The sequence below is a fragment of the Agaribacillus sp. DX54 genome, assembly GCF_056858335.1.
This window is the reverse complement of sequence record NZ_JBXEQE010000003.1, coordinates 295,757-322,506: the sequence shown is the minus strand read 5'-3', so window position 1 is coordinate 322,506 and position 26,750 is coordinate 295,757. Positions and strand designations below refer to the sequence as shown.

General features: G+C 41.9%; 16 protein-coding genes. 9 read left to right on the top strand and 7 right to left on the bottom strand.

What is annotated here, in order from left to right:
- The first annotated feature begins 4 nt into the window (after nt 1–4).
- The 3 genes from AC04NP_RS05750 to AC04NP_RS05740 all read left to right on the top strand — a co-directional run bounded on the left by AC04NP_RS05750 (nt 5) and on the right by AC04NP_RS05740 (nt 3,200).
- Complete coding sequence (locus AC04NP_RS05750; RefSeq protein WP_482858556.1) at nt 5–943, top strand: FAD:protein FMN transferase; 939 nt, start codon at nt 5–7, stop codon at nt 941–943.
- A gap of 66 nt (nt 944–1,009) precedes the next feature.
- Nucleotides 1,010–2,311 carry a Gfo/Idh/MocA family protein gene (locus tag AC04NP_RS05745; RefSeq protein ID WP_482858555.1) on the top strand — a complete coding sequence of 434 codons (1,302 nt, stop codon included), beginning with the start codon at nt 1,010–1,012 and terminating at the stop codon, nt 2,309–2,311.
- 1 nt (nt 2,312) lies between these two features.
- Complete coding sequence (locus AC04NP_RS05740; RefSeq protein WP_482858554.1) at nt 2,313–3,200, top strand: sugar phosphate isomerase/epimerase family protein; 888 nt, start codon at nt 2,313–2,315, stop codon at nt 3,198–3,200.
- 373 nt (nt 3,201–3,573) lie between these two features.
- On the opposite strand, the gene AC04NP_RS05735 is transcribed toward AC04NP_RS05740, so the two are convergent.
- The gene (locus tag AC04NP_RS05735) at nt 3,574–3,822 is read right to left on the bottom strand and encodes a hypothetical protein (RefSeq protein ID WP_482858553.1); all 249 of its coding nucleotides are present in this window, start codon (nt 3,820–3,822) and stop codon (nt 3,574–3,576) included.
- 99 nt (nt 3,823–3,921) lie between these two features.
- Between AC04NP_RS05735 and AC04NP_RS05730 the strand changes: the two genes are divergently transcribed.
- From AC04NP_RS05730 to AC04NP_RS05705, 6 genes are all read left to right on the top strand, one after another.
- The gene (locus tag AC04NP_RS05730; protein WP_482858552.1) at nt 3,922–4,566 is read left to right on the top strand and encodes an RNA polymerase sigma factor; all 645 of its coding nucleotides are present in this window, start codon (nt 3,922–3,924) and stop codon (nt 4,564–4,566) included.
- A 65-nt stretch (nt 4,567–4,631) separates the two neighbouring features.
- Nucleotides 4,632–5,702 carry a FecR family protein gene (locus AC04NP_RS05725; protein ID WP_482858551.1) on the top strand — a complete coding sequence of 357 codons (1,071 nt, stop codon included), beginning with the start codon at nt 4,632–4,634 and terminating at the stop codon, nt 5,700–5,702.
- A 164-nt stretch (nt 5,703–5,866) separates the two neighbouring features.
- Entirely contained in the window at nt 5,867–9,190 is a 3,324-nt protein-coding gene (locus AC04NP_RS05720) for a SusC/RagA family TonB-linked outer membrane protein (protein WP_482858550.1), read from the top strand.
- A 19-nt stretch (nt 9,191–9,209) separates the two neighbouring features.
- The gene (locus AC04NP_RS05715) at nt 9,210–10,667 is read left to right on the top strand and encodes a RagB/SusD family nutrient uptake outer membrane protein (protein WP_482858549.1); all 1,458 of its coding nucleotides are present in this window, start codon (nt 9,210–9,212) and stop codon (nt 10,665–10,667) included.
- A 256-nt stretch (nt 10,668–10,923) separates the two neighbouring features.
- Entirely contained in the window at nt 10,924–13,293 is a 2,370-nt protein-coding gene (locus AC04NP_RS05710) for a PDZ domain-containing protein (RefSeq protein WP_482858548.1), read from the top strand.
- The gene (locus AC04NP_RS05705; protein WP_482858547.1) at nt 13,293–13,499 is read left to right on the top strand and encodes a hypothetical protein; all 207 of its coding nucleotides are present in this window, start codon (nt 13,293–13,295) and stop codon (nt 13,497–13,499) included. The genes AC04NP_RS05710 and AC04NP_RS05705 overlap by 1 nt, the downstream gene beginning before the upstream one ends.
- Before the next feature lie 257 nt (nt 13,500–13,756).
- On the opposite strand, the gene AC04NP_RS05700 is transcribed toward AC04NP_RS05705, so the two are convergent.
- From AC04NP_RS05700 to AC04NP_RS05675, 6 genes are all read right to left on the bottom strand, one after another.
- Entirely contained in the window at nt 13,757–16,372 is a 2,616-nt protein-coding gene (locus AC04NP_RS05700) for a glycosyl hydrolase family 95 catalytic domain-containing protein (RefSeq protein WP_482858546.1), read from the bottom strand.
- A gap of 627 nt (nt 16,373–16,999) precedes the next feature.
- On the bottom strand, nt 17,000–18,601 hold the full coding sequence (locus AC04NP_RS05695) for a DUF4998 domain-containing protein (RefSeq protein ID WP_482858545.1): 1,602 nt from the start codon (nt 18,599–18,601) through the stop codon (nt 17,000–17,002).
- A gap of 73 nt (nt 18,602–18,674) precedes the next feature.
- The gene (locus tag AC04NP_RS05690; protein ID WP_482858544.1) at nt 18,675–19,913 is read right to left on the bottom strand and encodes a DUF5000 domain-containing lipoprotein; all 1,239 of its coding nucleotides are present in this window, start codon (nt 19,911–19,913) and stop codon (nt 18,675–18,677) included.
- Nucleotides 19,914–19,939: 26 nt separating this feature from the next.
- On the bottom strand, nt 19,940–21,841 hold the full coding sequence (locus AC04NP_RS05685; RefSeq protein ID WP_482858543.1) for a RagB/SusD family nutrient uptake outer membrane protein: 1,902 nt from the start codon (nt 21,839–21,841) through the stop codon (nt 19,940–19,942).
- A gap of 15 nt (nt 21,842–21,856) precedes the next feature.
- The gene (locus AC04NP_RS05680) at nt 21,857–25,384 is read right to left on the bottom strand and encodes a TonB-dependent receptor (RefSeq protein ID WP_482858542.1); all 3,528 of its coding nucleotides are present in this window, start codon (nt 25,382–25,384) and stop codon (nt 21,857–21,859) included.
- A gap of 144 nt (nt 25,385–25,528) precedes the next feature.
- Nucleotides 25,529–26,575 carry a FecR family protein gene (locus AC04NP_RS05675; RefSeq protein WP_482858541.1) on the bottom strand — a complete coding sequence of 349 codons (1,047 nt, stop codon included), beginning with the start codon at nt 26,573–26,575 and terminating at the stop codon, nt 25,529–25,531.
- Nucleotides 26,576–26,750: the final 175 nt, after the last annotated feature.

Below are 26,750 nucleotides of genomic sequence, written 5' to 3'. Positions count from 1 at the left end.
TGCAATGATGAAATTGAAAATGTCCGGCGCCGGTTTTTTGATCTTCTTGTTCCTGACGTGCCATGTTTCAGGGGCCCAGGAGACATGGTGCAAGTTCAGGCATACAGCCCCACTAATGGGTACCGATTTTTCATTGACTTTCTATGCTCCTTCAAGCGAACTGGCAGCGCGTGCTGCTGCCGCTGCTTTTGAAAGGGTTGAGCAACTAAATTGGATTTTCAGTGATTATCTGGAAGATAGCGAAGTTACGAAGCTGTCAGCAACTGCCGGCTCAGGCAGGCGTATTGCAGTGAGCAACGATCTTTGGTATCTGCTAAAATACGCCAAACGCCTTTCGAGGCAAAGTGGTGGAGCATTTGATATTACGATAGGCCCCCTTACCAAACTATGGCGAAGAGGTGTCAGGCAACAGGAATATCCGGATGCTGGCAAAATTGCCAGGGCAAGGGCGCTGGTGAATCATCGCTGGGTAAAACTATACCCTCGTCAAAAGAAGGTGAAGTTAAAGAAACCCGGCATGCGCCTCGATTTTGGTGGCATCGCCAAAGGTTATGCCGTAGATCAGGCTTATGAAGTTTTAGAACAACGATTTGGAATTACGAGCGCCATCATAGATGGGGGAGGAGACCTGTTTATTGCCGCACCACCACCGGATGGCAGTAGCTGGGAAATCAAAAATATAAACAGCACAAGCATTTCCGCACAACATTACCGTGCCATGGCAAGCTCGGGTGATACCTACCGGTATTTACAATGGCAGGGAAAAAGGTATTCACACATCCTGGAACCCTCCTCGGGACTGGGAAAAGTGGATAGCTCCGTTATCACTGTTATCGCGTCCAATACTACGCTGGCCGATGCTTTGGCCACCACATTTACCGTAGCATCGGAAGCAGTTAAAAAGAAACTAAAAAAAAAATATGATATAGAAATTATAAATTAAAAATGGTTGCCCCACAATCTGTTTAATGAAGTAAATTATTTTTAGTTGAAAGAAAATCATAAAATCATGAAAAAAGACTATAAATCCAGGCGTGAGTTTATTAAAAAGTCGAGCTCAGCAGTTTTGACCTCTGCAGTGGGGTTTAATATCTTATCTGCGCAGCCGTTATCCCAACGGAATATAAACAGCGAAACGCTTAAAGTGGGCCTAATAGGTTGTGGGGGTAGAGGTACGGGCGCAGCGCTTCAGGCTTCGAAGGCCGATCCCAATGTAATAATCACAGCCATGGCGGATATCTTCCGGGACAGGCTGGATAAGTCTTATGAAAATCTGAAGTTGGAAAACCCCGATAAGTTAAAGGTAGATGAAGGGCACAAGTTTATAGGTTTCGATAGCTACCGCAAATTGTTGGAAACCGATGTAGATGTGGTGATCCTTGCCACACCTCCCAACTTTCGCCCCGGACATCTGGCTGCTGCTGTAGAAGCAGGCAAGCATATTTTTTGCGAAAAACCTGTGGCGGTAGATGCCCCCGGTATCCGTAGCGTGATAGAAACCGCCAAGAAAGCCAAAGAAAAAGGACTGGCCATGATGTCTGGTTTTTGCTGGCGGCACGACACGCCCAAAATAGACACTTATCAAAGAATACTGGATGGGGCCATAGGAGATGTTCACACCGTTTACAACACCTACAATACCGGCGCCCTGTGGTTTCACGAGCGCCAACCGCAATGGTCTGATTTTGAATTCCAAATGCGTAACTGGCTATACTATACCTGGATTTCGGGCGATCATATTACTGAACAGGCGGTGCACAGCCTGGACCTGATGGCCTGGGCCATGGGTGATGAGGTGCCCTTGAAAGCCACGGGCACAGGTGGAAGGCAGAGCCGTACCGAAGAACAATATGGCAATGTCTACGATCATTTTGCCATCGTTTACGAATATCCCAATGGTAAAAAAGGATTTCATTTCAGCAGGCAACAAAAAGACTGTTCACGGGCTTATCATGTGGAATTAACCGGTAGCCAGGGCACTTCTTATATTGATGTGTTCCGCAAACATGAGATCAAAGGAAAGGAGAAATGGAAATGGAGAGGCGAAAAAAACAATATGTACCAAAACGAGCACGATACGTTATTTGCTTCTATACGCAAGGGAGACCCCTATTTTGACGGAATTCGTATGGCTAACAGCACTATGTTGGCAATATTGGGAAGAATGGTAGCTTATACAGGCCAAACCCTGACCTGGGATGAGGCCCTGAATTCCCAGGAAGTGCTGGGCCCTGAGCTTGAAGCGTTTAGCTGGGACCTGAAATGGCCCATGAAAGAAGTTGCGAAACCGGGTATTACAAAATTCAGCTAATATGAAGCGAAGGGATTTTACAAAAAACGCAACGGCCTGCGCGATGGCAGTTGGCCTGTTCCCCGCGTTGGACGGTGCCAGAAAAGCGCCCATTCACAAAAAGAGCCTTAAATTTGGCATGATTAAAGGGGAAATGTCAGTTTTGGAAAAGTTTAAGCTTGTAAAAGAATTAGGTTTTGACGGTGTAGAGCTGGATAGCCCCCATGACCTGAATGAAGAAGAAATCATGGAGGCCAAGCGCATTACGCGATTGGAAATACCTGGTCTGGTCAATTCTTTACATTGGACAAAACCTTTGTCCGATCCGGACCCCGCTACAAGAGCCGCATGCACTGAGTCCATGATAGAAGCGTTTCACCAATGCAAAAAGTATGGGGGTACCACGGTTTTATTGGTACCCGGTGTAGTAAACCAGGACGTGGCATATGATGAAGCCTGGGAGCGTTCAACAGAGGAAATCAAGAAAATGTTACCGACCGCTAAAGAAACGGGCATAAAAATAGCCATAGAAAATGTTTGGAACAACTTCCTGATCAGCCCCATGGAGGCAGCGCGATATATCGACCAGTTTAACAGTGACATGATCGGATGGTACTTTGATGTAGGAAATATTGTGCGGTACGGCTGGCCCGATCAATGGGTCAGAATCCTTGGAAAAAGGATTATCAAGGTCGATGTGAAGGAATACAGCAGGGATAAACAAAAGAATGAAGGGATATGGGAAGGTTTTAAGGTAAAACTGGGTGATGGGGATAGTGATTGGGCCAGGGTGAATGCAGCATTGCGCGAAGTGGGTTATTCCGGATGGGGGTCTGCTGAGGTACCTGGAGGTGACAAAGCGCGGCTAAAGGAGATCTCCCAAAGAATGGACAAAATATTTAAGCTGTAAAATATTTTTATTTTGATTGGGCCCAGCCTACTTTGCCAAGATGCTGCAAAAGGCTGGGTATTCAACCGCCCTTCTTGTAGGGAAGATCCATTTGAATGGCTTACCGCAGGGCTGCGATTATTCATGCACGAACGGCTTGTAGCAATGAAAAAAAAGTACGGAGCCAGATCTTCGTCCCATCGCGTATACCGCCATCTTTCCGATCTTAGCGTGGCACCTTTGCCCCTGTAACTAATGGCGTAAGCAAGCTGCTCACCTTCAATGCTATGGTTTTTTATGTAACCTGCCAGACTTTTTCCCGGTAGTATAGCAGGTTGTTCATCCTCAGAACCACATCGTTCAGTGAATGTCGGATAAAGATCGATCAGCGCTGTTATGGACTCAAAGTTTGTTCCATGTCTGCATGGACAAGCATATTGGCCGTATAACTAAAAAAGTCGATGACTCCGGCATAAGAAAAAATACGCTGTCCCTGTTTATAGATGACAATGGAACTGACAGGAAAGTGATTTCCGGGAATAACGGAGTAAAGATCGCGGATCGCAAAGGGCATCCGGTAGTGATTGGTTTTTGCTATTGGAAGGAAATTTATAAAACTGGTAATCTGATAAACAGTTTCCATGTAATATTTTAAACTTCTGTGATTAATTTCCTGAATTTTTTTATTTTTAATAAATTATCTGCTTTCGAAAGCTATTTGTAGGGAACACTTTGATATATTTTGCATAAAAAAGAGAAATATATTGGTTTGCTGATTAATCGTATTTGTCATTACGATGATCAGCATGCTTTGCGTGAGTTGATTGATTATTTTTATCCCCGGTTGTACCGTATCACCTTCGCCATTCTAAAAAATAAAATGCTTTCGGAAGAAGTAATCGGTGATGTTTTCTTTAGATTCTGGCAAATGAGAAAACGCACTTCGGAAATAAGGGATCTCAATAAATATTTATGCACATCTGCTAAAAACAATGCGCTTGTTTTGCTTAAAAAGGAAAATAGGAGGAATTATGTCAGTCGTGCATCCACGGATCAAATTTTTGAATTTCAAAAGGAAATCCCTCTTTTATCTATTTCACCTGAAAAGCAATATTTGACAGAGGAATTGAATCGACACATCAAAGCCGCTATTTCGAATTTACCGGAAAGATGCAAGATGGTTTTTGAACTTGTGAAGCTGGAAGGTCTTTCGTACAGGGAAGCAGCCATAAAACTTTCTATAAAACCTAAAACCGTAGAAAATCAACTGGCGATAGCCCTGAAAAAGATGCATGAAGAACTGAAACCATATCTGCAGGATCAAAATGAGTACAGTTTCGAAAAAACCATAACCCTTTTCCTTTTCTACGCTGTTACCTCCATTTAATTTTGCTTGTCATTTGGGGGTTTTACGAATTTTTTTATTCCTAAATAATAAAACCCTTAATTGAGATGTCCAATGATGCGCCCTACCACCTGTTTGCACGATATCTGACCGGTGAAGCAGATCAGCGCGATATTGCAGCGCTTCAAAGCTGGCTTGAAGCCAGTGAGCAAAATAAGATCCTTTTTCACAGCATTACTGAGTTTTGGGACACAGAGGCAGGCTATTTTTCAAAAGAATCTGAGAAAATCGCACAAAATTTAGCACAAAGAATTAAGGATTTTGATGAAGAACCACACGGGCGATTAAAGCCGGATAATCCTGATAGGAAAGTACCTGAGAGAAAAAGAAGCATCTTTCCATTCTCTGGGATCGCCGCTGCAATTGCCGTATTCATTTTAGCGGGCGCTTCATGGTTCTTTTCAGGTTATTTCGATACGCTCCTGAATAAGGAGACACCGGCCGTAGCCCATATTGAGAAATTTACCAATCCCGGTGAAAAATTAAATATCAAACTACCGGATGGAAGTTTAGTGAAACTGAATGCCAATTCTCAACTGGTATTCCCGGAGGAGTTCCCGGCTAAAGATAGAAAAGTAACGCTGGTTGGTGAAGCCTTTTTTGAGGTAACCGAAGACGTAGCAAGACCTTTTACAATCATGTCGGACAATATTTCTACCACCGTACTAGGTACAACTTTTAACATCAGAGCATTTCCGGAAGAAAATGATATTACAGTGGCGGTGGTAAGTGGCAAAGTTGCAGTGGAGAATATCAAACAGGGAGGGGGTGATCCGAAACCTTTGCTTTTGGCTCCCAACGAAATGGCTGTTTACACTAAAATGAATAATCAAACAGTTAAGCGTGGATTTGATTACAATGAAATGGTAGCCTGGAAGGATGGCATTATTTACTTCAAGGATGCCGGGATTTCTGAAATCCTTGAAACCCTGGAATTGTGGTATGGTGTCACGTTTGTGGTGAATGCGGAAATGGATCAGAATAAGGGCTTTACGGTCAGCTATAAAGATAAGTCACTTGACGCCATACTTCAGGGATTGGGTTTTGCCTTCGCTTTTGAATATGAGATTAACGGTAAGATAATTACTATAAACGGATTGCATGATGAGCTACCATGATACAGGTTAGGAAACTTTCCATTGGTTAGGTAAAAACCTCATGATGTTGAGCAAAACATTGGGGAATGGCTTCTCAACGATCATAAGGCACGTGTCTTTGATAAATTTTTTCACCAAAAACAATTAAAGTTATGCCATTAAAATTAATTAAAAAAGTTTTAATTATGTCCAAATATGCAATTTTTGGCATATTTATACAGTGCATCCTCTATTCCCTGGCGCTGGCCAATCCCAGCAAGGCGCAAAGAGTGAGCATTGAAGATATTAGGATTTCCGTCGAGTTTGAGAATACAAGTCTTCAAAAGGCATTTCAAATATTAGGAAGGTTGACAGACTTTGAGTTTGCCTATAACAAGTCGATTATCAATCCTGAAACAAGGCTGAATATGCAGGTAAGTGATATTTCACTAGCCGATTTACTCCGGAAAATTTCCAGGGAAACCAATCTTGGATTTAAAAGGGTCGATGAGATCATTTATATCAATAGAAGAGAGAATCCTCAGGCTGTGGAGGTGGAAGAACTGATACAACAAAGGGATATTATCGGAAAGGTAACCGACGAAAGCGGTGAGGGACTTCCCGGAGTCAATATACTGGTTAAAGGTACAACGATCGGTACCATTACAGATTCTGATGGTAATTATAAACTAAGTATTCCCGATGAAGCTAAAACACTGGTGTTTACGTATGTCGGGTATGTTACGGAAGAAATTGAGATTGCAGGGCGGTCTGTTGTTGATTTATCCCTTTCACCGGATATTGAAACCCTTAAAGAAATAGTTGTGGTAGGTTACGGAACGGTAAAGAAAAGTGATTTGACCGGCGCTGTCTCATCCGTTTCTTCGGAAGAAATAACCCAGGTTCCCGTTACAAGCGTCGCCAGTACACTGCAAGGCCGTGCTGCCGGCGTGAGTGTCAACCAGGCTTCGGGCCAGCCGGGCCAAGGAGTCATTATCAGGATCAGAGGAAATAATTCAATCAGTGGAGGAAACAATCCTCTCTATGTGATAGACGGTTTTCCGGTGGATGATTTTGGATCGGACATAAACCCCGAGGACATCGAGTCAATCGAAATCCTGAAAGATGCTTCGGCAACGGCAATTTATGGGTCGAGAGGAGCGAATGGCGTTATTATGATCACCACAAAAAGGGGATCGGAAGGACAAATCAAAGTGGATTATCACGGATTTTACGGTATTCAGAGTTTGAGAAGAAAAATCGAACTACTGGACCGGGACCTGTATGTGGAAATGGTCAATGAAATTGCTGTCAATGAGGGAGGAGCACCGGTCTATGGACCCGATGAGATTGCGAATTTGCCAGATAATGACTGGCATGACCTCGTCTACAGAGATGCGGGCATGCAAAGCCATCAGGTGGCCGTATCAGGTGGCAATGAATCCACCAAATTTTATTCCTCACTTAACTTTATGGATCAGGAAGGCATCATCAGGAACTCAGGCTTTGAAAGGTTCAGTTTCAGAATGAATGGAGATAAAAAAATCAATGAAAAACTAGATTTGAAAACCAGTCTTACCATTTCCCGGTCAGTATTCAATCAAACATTCGACGACTTTGCCGATGGATTCGGCGCGATCCCATTTACCACAATCGTGATGCCACCCATTAGCCCCATTCGGGATGCCAATGGAGATTATACGGTTTTTTCCGGCGTACCATGGGGAGGTACTAACCCGGTCGGATTTGCCGAAAATGATAAATTCAGAAGACTTACGACCAGGGTGCTCGGTAACTTTGAACTGAAATACAAGATCACCGAAGGTTTGAATTTTAGAACGAACGTCGGTTTAAGCTCTATAAACAACACAACCGATACTTACAGACCTATCGGTATTATCAGTTTGGGACCTTCCGATGGCCAGGCATCGAAATCCTTCAATAAAAGTGTCAGTTTTATCAATGAAAATATTCTTAGTTACGACCTTAATATCGATAACCATTCATTGGGAGCGTTGATAGGATTCACTTATCAGGAAGATAATTCCGACGGTCTGTCTGCCAGCGGGACGGGTTTTGTAACAGATGCTTTCGAAAACAATTTATTGCAATCGGCTAACATTGTGGAAAGGCCTTCTACAAGCTGGAGCGAGTTTAAGTTGATTTCCTATTTAGGAAGGGTTAATTACACATTTAACCAAAAGTATTTGTTTACATTCACCGGCAGGTATGATGGTTCCTCAAAGTTTGGCCGGGATAACAAATATGCCTTTTTCCCTTCAGCCGCTTTTGCGTGGCGCATTTCAGATGAACCGTTTTTGAGTGGCGTTGAGAAAATAAGTAATTTAAAACTCAGGACCAGCATAGGTGAATCCGGGAATCAGGCGATTGCACCTTTTCAGACACTCGCCCGGCTAAGTACCAATGGGCCGATATTTGGTGACGGGGAAAATGTTGGTTTTGTCTTGTCCGCTTTTGAGAATTCCGATTTGAAATGGGAAACAACCACTACGACAGATGTGGGTATAGATCTGGGGTTGTTCAATGACAGGATCCTGTTTACAGCCGATTATTATATTAAAAGAACCAAAGATTTACTATTTAATGCCATTCTTCCCACCTCTTCGGGTTTTACCTCCACGATAAGAAATGTTGGCGAAATGGAAAACAAGGGTTTTGAATTTGAACTAACCACTAAAAATTTTACGGGGAACTTTAAATGGACATCGAGCCTGAATATGACCTTTAATCGTAATAAAGTGGTTAGTTTAGGGACCGACGGATCAGGAAACAGGATAGAAAGAATTGATGCTCCCGGAGCGGGTGGAAACTGGTTTCCCCTGTTTTTAGGAGAACCCGGTCAACAACTCTACGGGTTTGAAATTGAGGGAATTTACCAAACCGACGCAGAAGCGATTGAGAATGGTGAGCCCAATAAAACAGCAGGAGATTACCGGTTTAAAGACACCGATGGCAATGGGATTGTGAATTCGGACGATCGAAAGATATTAACCGATTTACAACCCGACTTCGTTTTTGGAATGAATCATGATTTCTCCTATAAAAACTTCGAGCTTTCTATCCTGATGGTCGGTTCGGTGGGCAATGATCTTGTGAATGAATTTGCTAAATATTATACGGCGCTTGGTGGCAATTGGAATGTGACCCGTGAAGCCTGGGAGAACCGATGGACAGGACCTGGTTCCGGCGGTACTTTTGCCAAGGCATCTTCTAATGCTATCAATACAATAACGTTTGCCTCAGCACCAAACTCATTGTGGGTTGAAGACGGATCGTATCTGAGATTCAGAGACATCAAAATAGCCTATAATTTTTCTGATGAGGTCCTCGATAAGCTAGGGATCGATAACCTGAAGCTATATGTAAGCGGTCAAAATTTAATCACCATAACGGATTATTCGCATTATGATCCCGAGGTAGCCTGGGAGAATGCGCCTGTCAATGGATGGGACAGAGGAGTCTACCCTTCGACGAGGGCTGTGACTTTCGGACTTAAGGCTAACTTTTAATTGTTAAATAATCACACCCATGAAAACAATCGTAACAAAACTTATACTTTCAGGATTTATACTCTTAAGCATCCTGTCTTGTGAGGATGTTCTTGAAGAAGAGCCAATGACGTTTATATCGCCCAATAATTTTTTTACGTCATTTAGTGATTTCGAAGCTGCCGTAAAAGGAATTTATGGTATAACCCGTGGTATGACCGGAGGATGGCAGACGCAATTGAAAGACTTATTTGCCGATTACAGTGATGTACCTGAATTTGCCGAACAAACGGAAGATATCTGGAGAAACAATCCGGGATCCGATTTCTGGGCAATAAGGGAGGGTTGGTCTGTGCCTTATCAGGTAGTAAGTAATGCCAATCAAGTGCTCACGGCATTAGAAGGAGCGCCATTGAATGAAAACCAAAAAAATAGTATTGCCGCTGAAACAAAATTTCTGAGGGCGTACGCTTATTTTAATTTGGTGCAGTTATATGGAGATGTTCCGTTAAGGACGAAACCTGTTGAGAGCGTTGCTGAAACCCAAATAGAACGGTCTCCGCAAGCTGAGGTATATGAGCTTATCATCCGGGATCTGAAGGATGCGGAATCCGGCCTTTCTGCGACCGTTGTCCAGGAAGGTAGGGTAAATAGTTTTGTGGCAAAAGCGTTATTGGCGAGAGTCTATCTGGCAACGGCGGGGAGTCCTATGAATATTACCGCCAACTACGCCTTGGCCCGGGACAAAGCATTAGAAGTGATCGCAGGGCCATTTGAATTATTAGATGATTTTGCCAATGTGTTTAAAAATACATCATACACCACTGAGTCAATATGGGAAATACTTTATTTGGAAGGGATATCGAGTAATGGAAAACATAACCAAACCGCCCCTACTGGTAACCAAACCGCTATGTTACTACCATCTGATGATTTCATTAATAGTTTTCCTGCAGGGGATAGAAGAAGAGAATGGGGAATCAAAGATAAATTTACCACTTCGGGTGGAGTAGACTTTATAGCAAGAACTTATTACAATAAATTTATTGATGAGCGTAAGTTAGAACAGGAGCTACCCCCGTCTGCCACCGAAACTGATTTTAGCTTTCCTTTGATCCGGTTGGCGGAAATGTATCTGATTGCTGCGGAGGCTGAAAATGAGGCGAATGGTCCCGACAACGCTTACCCCTACATTAATCAGGTGAGATGGCGGGCAAGAATAGATAAAAACGATCCGTCTCATGTGCCTGATTTGTCGGGCTTGAGCAAAGAACAATTTAGAGAGGCTGTATGGAACGAAAGAAAATGGGAGCTTTTTACCGAAGAACACGCATGGTTTGATCTGAAAAGAACAGATTCATTCGATAAAGTTCAAACAGCCAGGGGAAACCAGTTAATAGTGCCTATTGGAGATTATAATTCTACCTGGATATTGCCTGATTTCGAGCTTTTAAATAACAATATTCCGGATAATCCTCCTTATGGCGGCGGCGGTTGATTTGATGTTTTAAGGACAAGAGGTTTATGTAATACTTTTTTTGCAAATTACATAAATCTTTTGTTTTAAGCCTTTAAGCTATTTGCCGAAAAACAAAATTTCGATAAATTGTCCATTTCAAAAGCCGGCCCTTTGTTTTGGTCCTTTGAGAAAAATGTAGATAACCCTAATTGGATTTTATAATTTTAGGTTTTTGATGGTAGTTGTCATAGTGCCGCATAGAAAATAAATCAATAAATAAGGAAAACAACTCATTATGAGGAAAATAGTCTTAATTCTGTTAGTACTGATATCGTTCGTTTCCTGCCGGTCGCAGGAAATGGAAATTTATATATCACCCAATGGGAATGATCAAAATCCAGGCAGCTTGAATGCGCCTTTACAATCTCTGGATAAGGCCCTTCAATTAGCTGAGTCTGAAAAACTGGAAAACCCTGAGAAAGCCATAACCATTTTTGTCAGAGGCGGTACCTATTACCTGCCGGAAACCGCCAGGATCAACAGCCACCATTCAGGTACGAACGAAGCTCCCTTAAAAATCAATGCCTATCCCGGAGAAAAAGTGATCATTTCAGGAGCTAGAAAGTTAGATTTAATGTGGGAAGATGCCGAAGGTGGAATACTTAAGGCTAAATTGGAGGAAGCCGTATCATTTGACCAACTTTTTATCAATGGCCGAAAGCAAATAAGAGCACGGTATCCTAATTTTAACCCTGATGTATTGGTTTATAGCGGATATGCAGCTGATGCTATATCGCCTGACCGCATCAAAACATGGAGTAAGCCGGAGACAGGTGTGCTGCATGCTATGCACCGCGCTGAATGGGGAGGCTACCATTACCGGATTACTGGCGTAGATGAATTCGGGGAAGCCATACTGGAAGGCGGTTTTCAAAATAACCGCCAGATGGGCATGCATAAAGATTACCGCTTTGTAGAAAACATTAAAGAGGAGTTGGATGCCCCGGGGGAATGGTTTTTTGATAAGGACGAAAAAGTACTTTATTATTATCCTGAAGCAGGTTTTGATTCCTCCGGTGCATTAGTGGAAGCGCCTGTCCTGGATCACCTTATAGAGATAAGCGGCACGGAACAAAACCCGGCTCGTTACATAGAAATAAGTGGTTTCACCTTTCAGCATGCGCGTAGCACCTATATGCAAACAAAGGAGCCGTTGCTCAGGAGTGACTGGACCATTTATCGCGGAGGGGCGGCGCTTTTGACGGGTACCAAAGACATTAGTATTTCCAACAGCCATTTCCTGAATTTAGGAGGTAATGGAGTGTTTGTCAACAAATATAACAGGGGTACGACCCTTGCCACTAACCATTTTGAAGCAATAGGCGCCAGCGCCATTGCCTTTGTTGGCAGCCCTGATGCTGTGCATTCCCCAAGTTTTGAATACCACCAATTTGTGGCCTACGAGGAATTGGACCGTACCCCGGGGCCAAAAACAAACGATTACCCGGCAAATGCTATGGTATATGACAACCTCATTCACAATATAGGTACAATTGAAAAACAGGTGGCAGGCGTGCAAATCTCAATGGCTTCTGAAATTACCGTTAGCCACAATACAATTTACAACCTTCCCAGAGCAGGTATTAATATTAGTGAGGGTACCTGGGGAGGTCATGTGATAGAATACAATGATGTGTTCAATACCGTGCTGGAAACCGGTGACCATGGGGCCTTTAATTCTTGGGGCAGAGACCGTTTTTGGCATCCTGACAGGGCACGAATGAATGAAATTACCGAAAAAGAACCTTCGCTTATCACCCTGGATGCCCAAAAGACCACCGTTATAAGAAACAACCGTTTCAGGTGCGATCATGGCTGGGATATAGATCTCGATGATGGATCCACCAACTACCATATCTATAATAACCTGTGCCTTAACGGGGGCATTAAACTACGGGAGGGTTTTTACCGCACGGTAGAAAACAACATTATGATTAATAACTCTTTCCATCCCCATGTTTGGTTTAAAAACAGCCATGATGTTTTCAGGAGAAATATTGTGACTTCCTGGTACAAACCTATTCAAATAGATTTCTGGGGCAAAGAAATAGATTATAATCTTCTTCCTGATTCTGCGGCCATGGCACAATCCCGGTCACTGGATTTGGATATGCACGGCGCATATGGCAATCCCAATTTTATAGCTCCCGAAACAGGGGATTTCAGGGTGGCAGAAAATTCCCCGGCCCTGGGCTTGGGTTTTAAGAATTTTCCCATGGATCAGTTTGGTGTGAAAGACGAGGAACTGAGAAAATTAGCAGCCTCGCCTGAAATCCCGACATTGTTTATGGTGTCATTTCAAAAAGAGAAAAGGCCGGTTTTTGACTTTTTAGGTGCGAAGGTTAGAAAGATCAAAGGGCTGGGAGAGCGTTCGGCGGCTGGTTTACAAGACGAGCATGGCATATTGGTAGTACAACTACCTGCCGGTTCAAAGGCAGAGAAGCAGGGAGTCAGGATAAACGATGTCATTGTAAAACTCAATGACCATAAGACGTCCAATATACCTCAGTTGATGGATTCCTATCAAGGGGAGGTGTGGAAAGGCCGGATAGATCTGACAATCATACGAAATCAAGAGGAGATAGAAATAAGTATTACCCTTTGATGCAGTTACAGTTAATGGCAACCTGCATGGTTCGGGGGTATGGCACAAATTATCATATCCTGCCTAAGGCTGTAGATACCCAGGAGGTGAACTTCCGTCATTCGAGGAACATAGGCATGATCAAAAACCGGCGTAAAAAATATCGAATCGAAGCAATTAGTGAGACGATATTTGACGAGATAGCACTTTTTCACATAGCCTTATGAACGGATGCTTACGCTCTATTTCCAACAGTCGCGTAAAGATAGGATTAAAGGGTTGCTGTTTCCATTTAAAATAATGGACCTGTTGACAAACTGGACCATTGTAAGTGAGGTGATTTTGGACAGTATTCTCGCCATGAAGCCTTCAAAATCACAATTTTCCGATATCCATCAGTTTGCACAACTTTTTATTACCCAATCAAAATGCACAACGGGTTAATATTAGATATACCATTTCCATAGTCCCGAATTTTATTCTGTTAATCTCTATAACCAGCGTCCCACCCGCTTTTCTTTCCTAAAATTCTTTTACCCAACTTTTTAGGCTTTTGATTGGGCTTGGCCGAATAAGTATTGCTCTTTTCCAATGGCATATTGTCAGCTCGGTTGATCAAGTAATATGAATCCGTTTTGGTGTTGAATATAATGACCCTATTTTTTAGTTTATAAGAGGTAGGTATTTTTTTGTTTCCGATTATTTCGCTGATGGTTATTTTTTCTCCGGGCCAAGGGTTTTGTATGTAGCAAACATTACCTTTTAAGCTCTGAATCATTATTGGTTTTATTGAATTACTTTCATCTTTTTCTGCAGATACCACAAAAGCCCCACGTGCCAGTAGTTTAAAAGCCAGGGGTTCGGAAAACCAAGCCGTGGGAATAGCAGGAAATACACGGATTTTTCCTTCGTTACTTTGGAGCAGCATTTCATTCATGGCGGTTGCATAGTTACTTATTGGCTCCATACCGCAATGAAAAAAGTCCTGTGAGCGAATCAGGTGCCTGCCTCCCAACAAATCATGTATGGAATTTAAATCGTATATATTGTCGGGATAGCCTGTTAAATTGTGCATTAGACCTTGCGGATACATCTGATGTATTTCAACACCCTTTAATAAATAGTTTAGTGCTTCTTCTCCCATTCCCATACGCGCTGCTACTATTGGTATAGGGTAATGTGCGTTAAGAATGGTCTGGTGCTTTACGAAGTTGGATACAGCTTCACCATATTCACTATGTTTTTCATCAATGCCGATCACTCCTGCGGGAAAAGCAATAGAACCCGCTGCCGCCCATCCCATAGGTGAATACCTTTTTTCCGTGAAATACTCATCGGCCGGTGCAATAACTTTCCCCATTTTATCGTCAGCAATGATTTTTCTATCCCATAGGTGATCCAATACGTATTTCCATTTTTTAGATTCATTTTTGTCAGTATGTAGTAATTTGGCAGCCTTGATACAGTTTTTCAATAGTGCTTCAAGGCTATTTCTATCAGTAATAGGATTCTTTACGTAGGGCACTTCTGCTGATTCATGAACTGATGCTAAAAGAAAATATTCCTTTTTTTCTTTATCCCATTCCAGTTTGTCCAAATAAAAATTAAGCGCTTTTTTCATGAAAACATATGACTTTTCCCTAAGGAATTGGAGATCTCCGGTATAGGCATAATAATCCCAGAACAAGGCTGCTATTTGTATGGCGGGAATGAAATTATTTTTCATGTCACTTCGGTTTTTACTAACCTGATAGCCATCAAAGTCGTGAGCTTCTGTGATTAAAATAGCATCACTTTTGGCTCCTTTTTCCTTAGCTAATGCCTCTCCGTAGGGGATCATGTTGAAATATGTATTCAAGTAAGGTAGCATTAAATCGGTATCATTCTGGGCACATAGCCCCCAGTATTGTTGCTGGGTGTTCCAGTGATGCGGTGTTACCCAATTAAGAACATCCCTATTCCATCTCCACAGCCCTCCATTGAAACTACATGGGTATTCTCCTCTTGAGCTTGCTGCCATTAAGTAACGACGCAGATAATAAATATTCTCCAAATAATTGTCACCAAGTTTGACGAATGACTTTTCCCAAAATGCCTCGTACCATGCATTTTTTCCTTTCCTTAACGCGTCAACAGTTGTTGCTTCTGCTTTGTCTAAAAGTGCTATTGCTGCCGCTTGGGGATCGTCATTTTCTTTTTCGGTAACTACGGTCACCAATACTTTGAAACTGTTGCTTTTACTTTTTAATTCAACGCTACGTGAACTGACCTTTTCTGCCCGGCTATCAGCATCAATGATTCGGCAGGCTACAACAAAATTGACACCTATTCCGTTTTCTTCAAGTATAATATCTTTGCCCTCTATCTTAGTGTTGGCGTCACCTATGCCGACATCTACGCTTTTAGGAAATCCACCACCATACCAGCCTGAAAATGCCCTACTACCAATGCGTTCCAATGAAATCGTGGAGGTAATGCCATCTTTCATATATTTAGTATTTGGGACGTTTTCGCAATCGATAACCCATACGTTGTCACTACTGGAAAGCCATGTATTTATAGTGGTTTTAGAATAAGCAGTGTTGGCTTTATAGTTGACCTCACCATTTTTCAATGACAACCTGCCTTCAAATCGTTCCAAGTGTATCCAACTAAAAACAGGGGAGCCGAAATCGATCTTTAATCTTGCGGCGTGCTTTAAAATACTGGTATTAAACTCTGCGGGGTCCGGCTTGGACCAGAGGTCATTTTTGTTGATCTGGATTTCCATTCCATTGTTATGGTTCCATACCATGCCTCCCATATTCCCGTTCCCCATGGGAAATCCCTCTGCTTCAAGTTGAGTAGGGGACAAAAACACAATATCATGTTTTGTCAAGTATGACCTGTCTACCTTAAATAGGTGACTCGGTAAATCTTTTTCAGCCGGTTGGGCAATAATGAACTGAGCGATAAAGCACCCAATAGCCAGAAGAAGTAGCTTTTTAAATTTCATATCAATTGTTTCCGCTTTATAGACCTTTTCATGAGGGGCACCACGGCCCTTTATGAAAATCAACGACAATAAGAACGTGATACCATCTATCCTTTTCAATTTCATTACTGTTTTATTTGTTTTCCCCTAAATTTTGGCCATATCCGGAATTTGACCTGTTCAAGAAGCTTCCACAAAAAAATGAAGGCCGAAATAAGAATCCGGTCTTTACAACTTAAACCAACTCAAAAAACTTTTACACCAATTTTTTAACCTTGTTAAAGGCCACATATGAAACTATTTAGTTGGTTATACGCCAAAAATATACAGTAAACTTAGATTAAAAAGGCGTTATTCTCTTTCAAAAAAAACACCAATACCCATACTTTTTTTGCATTTGCATGTATTTCTAATATAATATTGTTCATTTTTTTAGCCTCTTAGTTTTTATACAATCCATAGTTTATGAAGCTTCATTATCTGGGCCGGAGCAGTCACCATAATAATTCTTTCACTGTCAAAAAAAATCATCACCCCTATTTTTTGAAAATATGGCATTACCTTCCAGAACTTGAATTGGTCTTAATCATAAAGAGCACCGGAAACTCAACATAAGCACCCTGAACGAATACTGCTATAGGGCCGAAATGGTTGAAGGGGCTTTTTTTTAGAAACAAACCCCGACCATTTACCGGGGTTTGTTTCTACTAATGTTAAATCAGTTAACCGGGAAATTTAGAGCGTAAAAGCAGATTAGTTCCCATAATCCACCTTAAAATCCAGTGTTCCTAAACTTAAATAGGTTCCTCCAAACGAATCAACGATAACCATCCTTACATACCTCACATCAAAACTGGTTTTAATCTCATCTACTTTTAAAACAGTTGTATTTTCAGCCACTTCAAAATTTCCCAGAGGGATCCATCCTTTTGCAAGAGATTCCCGTCCCCAATCCATTAAGTTTTCGGGATGGCCAATTAAAGGAGTGGTAGTAATGGCAGTTGAAGGGTCGACATCACCTGGTAACCCCCAGTACTGATATTCCTTTGGGCTTCTATCGTGACAACAATCAGCTCTGCCATTCCAACTGATTTCGACCAATCTAAAATCAGCTCCCAAATCAATGGTAAAAAAGCCCTGGGGTAAAGAAGTCAGCTCAGAGTGAATGAAACTGGCATCATCTTCATCCCAAAGATTTTCAACAACAGCGCCAAATGCCGTAATGCCAATATCATCGGTAAAAATAGCGCCTGCCCAACTCCTCATTTCAACCGGATGACGCTGTATCCCTGAAATAGCATTTCCAATTTCTTCTCCGGAGAGTGAAATTGAATAATCTGCGGCAATATTGTCGGCAGAAACATTTATGATTGCATTAAATACTTGATTTCTTCCGGAGTTAGCGTTGAATTGAACATAGATTGTTTGTTCTGCGCTAATATCAGATAAAGATAAAGATGATTCAAAAGGACCTGCCATACCGGTAGATATTTGGAAAAATTCTGAAACATCCAGGGTCAAAGAGATATCGCTCAAAAAACAATCATTTGATTGTATGGTAAAACTTCCGTTGGCCATTCCACCATTATTCACCTGGCCAAAATCCATCGATTCATCGGAAAGAGTCAAAAGCGCTGTTGAATTACATTTAGGAAAATTATTTATCGCTGCCTCTTCCACAACAAAGTCTTCTATTGTATTCGGGGGCCTGTAAGTGGATTTTACATTGAAAGTTCCATCCGCTTTAAAATCATCGATTGTAATCTGTGTATCAGCGTTGGCAATTGTAATCACTTGTTCGGTACCGTCAGAGGTATCGTAGGTTAGGACGGTTGATTTCAGATCTTTGGGCGAATCAGTCCAGGAAATAACAGCGCTTTCACTTGCATTGTCAAATACAATACTTGTCGCACTTCTGTTTATTAATGACCCTATATACTTTGGCCCTAAAACATTAGCAGTAAATTCCAGTGGTAGTGATTGGTTCTCACCATTGGCATCCGATAAAATCACCTGCATCGTATACTCGCCTTCCGGAACATCTAAATCAAAAGTGACCGTATCCCTGCCATTTTCAGAACGAACAACCTCGAATTCATGTGTTATCTCTCCGTTCACCGATTTTAGGGTTCCTTTCTCAATCTTAGGGTCGGCATTAATGGCTACCCATACCCTGATCTTTTCATTTCCCGAGTTTGTAACTACCGTATCGGGTTTACCTATAAAAGTAGTTTCTCCTAAAGATGAAAATTCACCGAATGTTTCTTCCTGGGATTGACAAGCCGCAAGGAGGAATATGGTAAATATGACCGGACCTGCCCATTGATTTATTGTTTTTATTATACTATTCATCATCGTTTTCTTTACTAATGTTATATTCTTTGCCTGAACGGATCAGGTGAAATAGTTTTGTTTTCATACCTGCGATTTACTCTTGTAATTCTCCGAAAAACTCCATTTCTGTCATGTGAATAAAGTTTCCTCCATTCCAGTTTTTACCGCAAACAAACCTGATGTACCGTACCGGGGAGAGATCCAGATCAAAGTCAACATCTTCTCCGGATGCAGCTTTGGCCAGGTCTTCATTGCTGTGTTGCCCCAATGGCAGACCTGAAGGTTTAATGACTTCACCATTCTCAATTAACCTGGTCCATCCTTCCAGGGATTCTCCATCAGGATCTCCTTCCGGAAGTTTATCTGTTCCCCAAACTTCGTAGTACCTTGGATCGCCATGCCCGTAAGGAGCATTGCAGCAGAATCTATCTGGTCCTGCTCTTAGAAAAAACTTCATTCTGCTTAGCTTAGCCAATACACCCATATCAATGGAAATAAACAAATATTCATCAGTATAGGGTGGTATCGTAAAAAGGATATTATCTGCATCACTATGATATCCCCCGCTGGTAACGTTTGAATAGTTACCATCCCAAAGGCCTTCTACCGATCCACCATAAGCCGTAGGTGCGTCGGTTGCAAAACCAAGGTTTTTAAATTTTGACTTATCCAGCAGCACTTCTTCAAAGACGGTTATTTCGGCCTTCAGGGTATCGGTAGCATTATTCCACCGGTCCTGCACCACTAAACCATAAGTAATTATCCCCGGATCAGAACCTTTGAAAATATGAAATGATTTACTGTTATCATCAATAAACAAAGACTGCTTAAAAGTACCTTTCCCATCCTGATCAAATTCATATAGCAGTACTTCGGCTGTCAGATTATCCGAATTGTCAAAATCTAACCTGGGTCCACCAAAGTTAGCGCTTAATACAAAAGACTTGATTAGCTTATCAATAGGCGCTTCTCCCGGAGTGATAGTGACCGATACAGCGGCTGACCGGTTATTGCTTTTATCCACGGTAACAAGCGCTACCTCTTGAGGTTCCACACTACGCAGACCCTCGATGATCACAAAATTGTTATATACGGAGGACTTTGCGGTGATACGCTGTCCATTCCTTTTAAAGGAGGCCTCGATCAACATCACATCATTATCATCCGGAACTTTATAGGTTATTTTTGCCCCCCCGGGAAGGCTGGTTGCAACTACTTCCGTTACTACACCGGGAGTTGTTCCATCTATTGTCAGAGGTCCTCTGTCGTCTTCTTCACAAGAAAAAAGCATAGACAAACATGCCGTTAAGAGGTAAACTATTTTACTTTTCATAATTATATTTCTTTAGGTTAATGAAATTACCAACCGGGGTTTTGGACCAAATTGGAATTCCTGACTATATCGAACTGAGCAATAGGCCACAGATAGTCTCTGGACAGGAAACTATATCTCCCCACAGTGATGACATTGTAATAATCCTGAGTGGTCTCCCCTGATACATTCCATGAGCGTATATCACTATTGAGGAATTCAACTGCCCGTTTCCATCTTCTAAGGTCCCAAAAACGCTGTCCTTCAAATACCAGCTCAATCATCCTTTCCTGTTGCACGATTTCCCGAAAACCCTCAGTGGTAGCCGGTTTATTTGGTCTGTTTGAGGAAGCGTTCCATGACTCAACCACGCCCTTAAGACCGGCACGTCTACGCACCTTATCGATCCATTCGTATGCCTGAGCAGGGCCATTGGCTTCATTTAGCGCTTCTGCATACAATAAATACAGGTCTGCCAATCTCACAACAGGGAATGGGTAGTTTGTCAGACTATAACGAACGGCTCCTGTTGATTGGGAATTCGTATAATAAACCAGTTTTTTCGGGAGATAGCCCGTTAATGGATACCGCACGCCAATAGATAGTCCGCCACGCTCTCCACCTTTTGCGCTCAATGAGTAGGCATCTTCGTCTTCTGTCACACCATTACCCATCATGATACCTCCATCGAATATTAGTGATGCATGGAACCTGGGCTCCCTGTTCATATTCAACTTGGCGGTTTCAAAACCAGCCCGGATATAATACCTGTGATCATCGCCTGCTATGTCCGTTTTATACCTGTTGGCGTAATCATAGTTTAGATCTTCCTCAATGGGAACCCCACTTTCCGAATAGAACATTTCAGCTACTCTAAAAGAAGAAGAATAATATTGTAAGACACTCTCCCCGGTCTCAAAGTTTAACCCGGGATTGATGCGCGGCTGTGACCATACTTGAAGCGTGGCAACAGGTGAACTGGCAAGTCCCCATATCACTTCATTATTCCACGGCTCGGTGACACTCCCCCGTATTGATAATTTGAGGATCGTAGAGTCGGACCAACTATCCGGAGCTCCGGCAAACTCATAAAGTGTGTGACCTGTCTGTTCAGCCCAATCAATGGCCTCTTTGCAAGCCGCTGCAGCTCGCGTCCATTTATCCGGGTCCATCGATTGACTGATTAACGGCTCTCCATCATTATTATTGAATGAAGCATAATCGGTGTTACCGTTAAACAGCGGGCTGGCTACTGTCATTAAAGTACGGGCTTTGATGGCCGCCGCCACCGGTTTGGATACTCTTCCAAACTCATTGGTCTGTTCAATTGTTTCCGGTAGATCTACAATGGCTTCATCTAACAACGCTACAATGTAATCGGCCACTTCATCGACCGGATCTCTGCTTACCCTTACCGCATCTTGTTCTTCACTTACTTCCATATTCTCACGGATGATGGGGATGGGCCCATACATACGCATGAGATAAAAATGGTAGTATGCTTTTAAGAATTTAGCTTCTGCTATCCATCTTTTCTTTTCAAAATCCTGCAAATCAAATGGCCTGTCAATATTCTCCAGGAAGATATTGCAATCACGCAAAGCGATAAACATGTTGGAGATGGTACCTTGATTTCCCCAATGCCCCATTAACGGGCTGCCTACATTTTGTCCTCCGATACCAATGATACGGCCAGGCCAATCCCTGCTCACACCAAGATTTACAGCGATCTCATCTCCTGCCGTAAGGGCCGGGTTTTGAAATACACTGCTATAGTCAGGCAGGTAACCATATAAAGTCGCCAGGAAGCGCTCCGCAGCGTTCCTTGTATCAAAAGCTTCCTCAATTACTGCTATATTATCAGGAACTACATCTATAAATTCATTGCAGGAAGGTGCAACAAAAAGAAGGATATAAAGTGTCCCTAATTTTACTATAAACTTTTTCATGATAAATCTTATTATTTAAAACCCAATCTGAACACCTAAATTAAACACACGCTGTAAAGGGTAATTCAACCCGTTACCGCCTAATTCGGCATCCCACAAATCAAATTTGCTCCAGGTGGTAAGGTTTATGCCCGATGCATATACCCTGAGATTGGCAATTCCAAGCTTGTTTCCCTCTCCACTTTTAAAAAAATTATACCCGATCTCTACTTGCTTTAGCCGTAGGAATGAGCCATCACGTAACCACCAGGTACTGGGTTGGATATTATTTTCAATGATTTGCGTAGAGAGTCTTGGCCACAAAGCGAATACATCTCTGTTTTCCTCTGACCAATGACTGTCTGCATAAGCTTGTAACATTCCATTTTCACTGAGCAGGCCATTACCTGATCCAAAAGCATTAATGCCTGCCTCTTGCACAGTATTGATGAATGGGCCTGTCCTAACCGGATCGACGAAGAAAGATGTTTCGGCAAGCCCCTGGAAGAACACATTGAAATCCAATCGTTTATAACCTGCCGAGAAACCAAAACCGTACGTAATCTGAGGTATGGTGGGCTTACCGATAGGCGCCCTGTCCAGATCATTAATGACACCATCACCATTCAGGTCTTTGTACTTGATGTCCCCACCTCCATATGTTTCACCCGGAACACCGAACTGTGTCGGCGAGTTGCGCGCTTCATCATCATCGACAAAAAGCCTTTCTGCAATATACCCCTGAGTCACGTTTACATTATTTCCTATGTTAGACCGCCAGGGTGCGCCTATAGCTTCATAATTCGGTTCTTCAAATACAGCAAATTCATTGTCCGTTATTACAAAAGTTGATCTGCTGGTTATCCAAAAATCATTGTTGAAATAATGGTTAATGTCCAGGGAAGCATCGATCCCTTTAGCTATTACTTCCCCAACGTTAGTTTGCAGCGGCGCCTGCAAGCCCAGTGTAGAAGGAATGTCTTCCCTTAGCTGCAAAATACTGGACCGGGTTTCTTGGAATGCATCCACCCTGAACTGAATAGCATCCTCAATAAAATTCAATTCAAGTCCTAAGTTCATTTTCATGGCCACTTCCCAGGTCACCAATGGGTTGGCATACCTTGTAATGCTAACACCAGGTATGAATTCATTGAATTGCTCCCCAAAGACGGTTCCGTTACCGGCGTTGGAAAGATCTACTTCGGATAAATAAAAAAACCTGTCTGCCCTTGTATTGCCTATGTTGTCGTTTCCAACCCAGCCCATAGACGCCCGCAGCTTCATCCTGCTTATAGCATTGGAATTAAAAAATGATTCATTTGAAACCAGCCAGCCGACCCCAAATGAAGGAAAGAACCCAAAGCGATTGTTCTTAGCAAACCTTTCCGAGCCATTATACCCAAAATTGAATTCAGCAAAATAGCGATTATCGTAATCGTAGTTATACCTTCCTGCCAGGGTCAGGTTACGGCTGGGTAAGGACAATTGAACATTGGAGGCATCGCCGTCTAAGAATTCACGTGCAGTGAATACTAATAAACCGGTAACGTTGTGTTTTTCCGAAAAAGTTTGTCCGTAGTTCACCGCAGCTTCCATATACAATACGGAATTGGTAATTTCATTACCTGGGAAAAGTTGGAGCGACTCGTCCCCTGAATTTAGCGCCGTACGTATTAACGTGTACTGCTCTGTAGAGGGATCAAAACTTCTTATCCGATAAAAAAAAGGTTCGTAGGCCCTCCTGTTTTCGAAAAAGGATGTACTGTTAGCGTTCCCCAAAAAACGGGCTGACAAGCCCGGCAATATACTTCCCAAATTTTGCTTAAATTCCAATTGTACCAACGACAATTGTCTTCTTGTATCCCGGTACCCCCGCTGAAGTTCTGCATAAGGATTAAACCAAACAGGCGATTCATCATCAATTCCACCAAAAATACCCCTTGGCGGAATGCCGTTACCAAAAGTTATGTGTGGAACTCCTATCAAAGAAGGATCAGGATCGTACACTGCCCGAAACCTTGTAGGACTTGTGCGTACTGCGGTATTGAATATAGCATTACCGCCTTGCAACGGTCCTCTATAGTCATCGATGGTGGAATGCAATCTGACAATCATCTCAGTAGACTCATTTAAGTCTATGTTGATGTTGGATCGCAATAAGTACCTTCTCAAATTGATGCCATTGGTGAAATTATTTGTCTTATCTACTTTTAGCAATCCATTGTCTTTATTAAAAGAGCCTGCCACATAGTATCGGACTTTTTTCCCTCCCCCTTTTACATTCAGGTTCACTCTTGTAGTACTTGCCCTGTCTTTAAACAACTCCTCAAACCAATCTGTGACGGGATAAATATTAGGATCTCCGCCTCTGATTGTACCGGCTATTTGTTCTTCTGCAAATGTTGGAACTTCGCCCCTGGTACGGTCCGCCTCATTTTGTAGTCGCATATGCGTAACCGGATCAGCCAGTTCAATTAAAGAAACCGGTTCACTCAAAGATGTTTCTACTCTTAAATTCACAACCGCCGGACCATCTTCACCGGTCCTTGTTGTTACCAGAATAATACCATTGGCGCCCCTGGCGCCATAAATGGCGGTTGTGGTAGGGTCTTTTAGAACTGAAAAACTCTCAATGTCATCCGGCTGTAACCTGGCTAGATCATCTACTGTCAACTCTACCCCATCAATTAGAATAAGCGGGCCATTCTGTCCGTTAAAAGAAGCGACACCCCGAACAAAAAACTGAGCATTGTCCGCTCCCGGTTCTCCGCTGGTCTGGTAGGAAACTACTCCTGAAACCCTGCCGGCTAATGCGGTGGTCAGATTACTGGCAGGAACTTGTAGATCTGCAGGCTTAACTGTGCTCATCGCACCGACCACTGCTTCTTTCTTTTGAGTACCAAAACCGACTACAACAATTTCATCCAATTGTTCAGTATCAGCCACCATGATTACATCCAGAACAGTTTGGGTACCTACTGCAATGTTCTGAGTAACATAGCCTACATATGAGAAAGTCAGTATCGCACCTTCCGGAACATTAAGTTTGTAGTTTCCTTCTATATTAGTAGTAGTGCCAACAGTAGATCCTTTTATCAAAACTGACACTCCGGGTAACTCCAGTCCGTTTTCATCAGTTACTTTTCCGGAGATCACAACATCTTTCAAACCAAACACCCTGCTTTGTCCGGAATATTTTTGATTATTGTACTTCTTTACGGAAATTGTATTATTTACTCTTCTGAATTGAAGTTTCTTGTCTATCGATAATTTTTTTAAGATCTCTTCCAGGGAAGAATCTTCGGTCTTTAAAGTGATCCCTTTAATTTTACTGACTTTCCGGTCATTAAATAAAAAAGTGAATCCTGTCTTTTCATTTAATCCGTCTATCACCTCACCAATATCCGCATCTTGCCAGTTCACAGACAACCGGATGTCCTTCAGGTATTGTGCGGTACTATCATTATTGGCTAACAGTATTGCACAAAGCAGGCATTGAATATGAATTACTAATAGTGTAACCCGGCTTACAATTTTGATTTTTTTACGTAAATTTGAATTCATTCTTACATAAGTTTTTGATTAAATTTTATTAAAAGCTTTGTTAGTTAGGTGCTTCGATTTTGGGAAATGCGTGGAAACTGATCCTGTTAATCGAAGCACCTTTTCAGCTCGTATCATCGAACATGGTTGGTGTAATTTTCATCGTCATTTTAAATTTGATTTTGATATAGTTACTTGTTTACCCGATAGCTTATAGTTAAAATCTGCATTATGACTTAACACTTCTAACACCACTCGTAAATTTTCATTTTCAAAACTTCCTGAATACGACTGTTCTAAATCCAAGTTGTCTTTAACAATTATATCTACTGCATACCATTTTTCTATCTCCTTAAAAATTTCGCTTAGAGATTGGTTTTTGAATTTCAATATCCAATCTTTCCAGGCAGTTGCGTCCTTTGGGTAAAAGGTCCGTTTATGGGCAATTTTTTGTTGAAGATTGACAATAGACATTTGGTTGGATAATAATTGATGTTCAAGTGAAAAATTCGATTTTGAGTTATTAGTCACTTTTACCTTACCTGAGATCACTCCTACTTTGATTTCCGGTTCGCCGGGGTATGACCTTATATTAAAGGAAGTTCCCAGCACTTCTGTCTTTATATTTTGAGAAACCACAATAAACCGCCTGGAATTGTCTCTTTCGACTTCAAAAAAGGCCTCTCCTATCAAATACACTTGTCTTACCGAGTCTGAGAAATACTCCGGGTATTTTAAAGACGTTTCAGAATTAAGAATAACTTTTGTCCCGTCATTCAACCAAATGGTAGATTTCATACCCCTTGGAGTTTCTTTTACAAGAATTCGGGCTTCTTTCTTAACTTCGGGATCATATTTTGTAACCAAATACCAAACAGAAGTACTAATAATTGCTATCAATAAAATGGCAGCATAACGCAACAGATGAATGGGAATAGATTTGTTTGCAAAGTTTGGCTTTTCTACTTGCTTTCTACCCAGCAATATATTTTCAAAAATGTCTATCAGTTCATGATCTGTAGGTTGAGGAGTTTCTGCGTATTGAATGTTAGTCAATACATATCTGGCTACCTTTATAACTTCTGCTTTATGGGGATTATGTATCAACCACCCTTTCCAAAACTGGTCAGATTGCTTATTAGGATTTTTTACCCAATCAACGAAGTAATCGTCTTCGATAAAATCCCAAATTGAATAATCCTCGTATTTCATAATCCCATCCTCTGCGGTTTTTAATGCGCTATACACTTAAAGAGGAATAATTTTTCCATTGTTGCCACTTTTCCTAAAAAAATGACAAGCTTATTAAAACTTTGATGTAGAGGTTGAGCAAACAAGTGAGTTAACGGGAATAATTACCTCAAACAGCGTAGTATTAAACCTATTC

Bases quoted from the DNA above. Each gene is read 5' to 3' on its own strand.
- AC04NP_RS05750 (WP_482858556.1), top strand. From the start codon at position 5: ATGATGAAATTGAAAATGTCCGGCGCCGGTTTTTTGATCTTCTTGTTC.
- AC04NP_RS05745 (WP_482858555.1), top strand. From the start codon at position 1,010: ATGAAAAAAGACTATAAATCCAGGCGTGAGTTTATTAAAAAGTCGAGC.
- AC04NP_RS05740 (WP_482858554.1), top strand. From the start codon at position 2,313: ATGAAGCGAAGGGATTTTACAAAAAACGCAACGGCCTGCGCGATGGCA.
- AC04NP_RS05735 (WP_482858553.1), bottom strand. From the start codon at position 3,822: ATGGAAACTGTTTATCAGATTACCAGTTTTATAAATTTCCTTCCAATA.
- AC04NP_RS05725 (WP_482858551.1), top strand. From the start codon at position 4,632: ATGTCCAATGATGCGCCCTACCACCTGTTTGCACGATATCTGACCGGT.
- AC04NP_RS05720 (WP_482858550.1), top strand. From the start codon at position 5,867: ATGTCCAAATATGCAATTTTTGGCATATTTATACAGTGCATCCTCTAT.
- AC04NP_RS05715 (WP_482858549.1), top strand. From the start codon at position 9,210: ATGAAAACAATCGTAACAAAACTTATACTTTCAGGATTTATACTCTTA.
- AC04NP_RS05710 (WP_482858548.1), top strand. From the start codon at position 10,924: ATGAGGAAAATAGTCTTAATTCTGTTAGTACTGATATCGTTCGTTTCC.
- AC04NP_RS05705 (WP_482858547.1), top strand. From the start codon at position 13,293: ATGCAGTTACAGTTAATGGCAACCTGCATGGTTCGGGGGTATGGCACA.
- AC04NP_RS05700 (WP_482858546.1), bottom strand. From the start codon at position 16,372: ATGAAATTGAAAAGGATAGATGGTATCACGTTCTTATTGTCGTTGATT.
- AC04NP_RS05695 (WP_482858545.1), bottom strand. From the start codon at position 18,601: ATGATGAATAGTATAATAAAAACAATAAATCAATGGGCAGGTCCGGTC.
- AC04NP_RS05690 (WP_482858544.1), bottom strand. From the start codon at position 19,913: ATGAAAAGTAAAATAGTTTACCTCTTAACGGCATGTTTGTCTATGCTT.
- AC04NP_RS05685 (WP_482858543.1), bottom strand. From the start codon at position 21,841: ATGAAAAAGTTTATAGTAAAATTAGGGACACTTTATATCCTTCTTTTT.
- AC04NP_RS05680 (WP_482858542.1), bottom strand. From the start codon at position 25,384: ATGAATTCAAATTTACGTAAAAAAATCAAAATTGTAAGCCGGGTTACA.
- AC04NP_RS05675 (WP_482858541.1), bottom strand. From the start codon at position 26,575: ATGAAATACGAGGATTATTCAATTTGGGATTTTATCGAAGACGATTAC.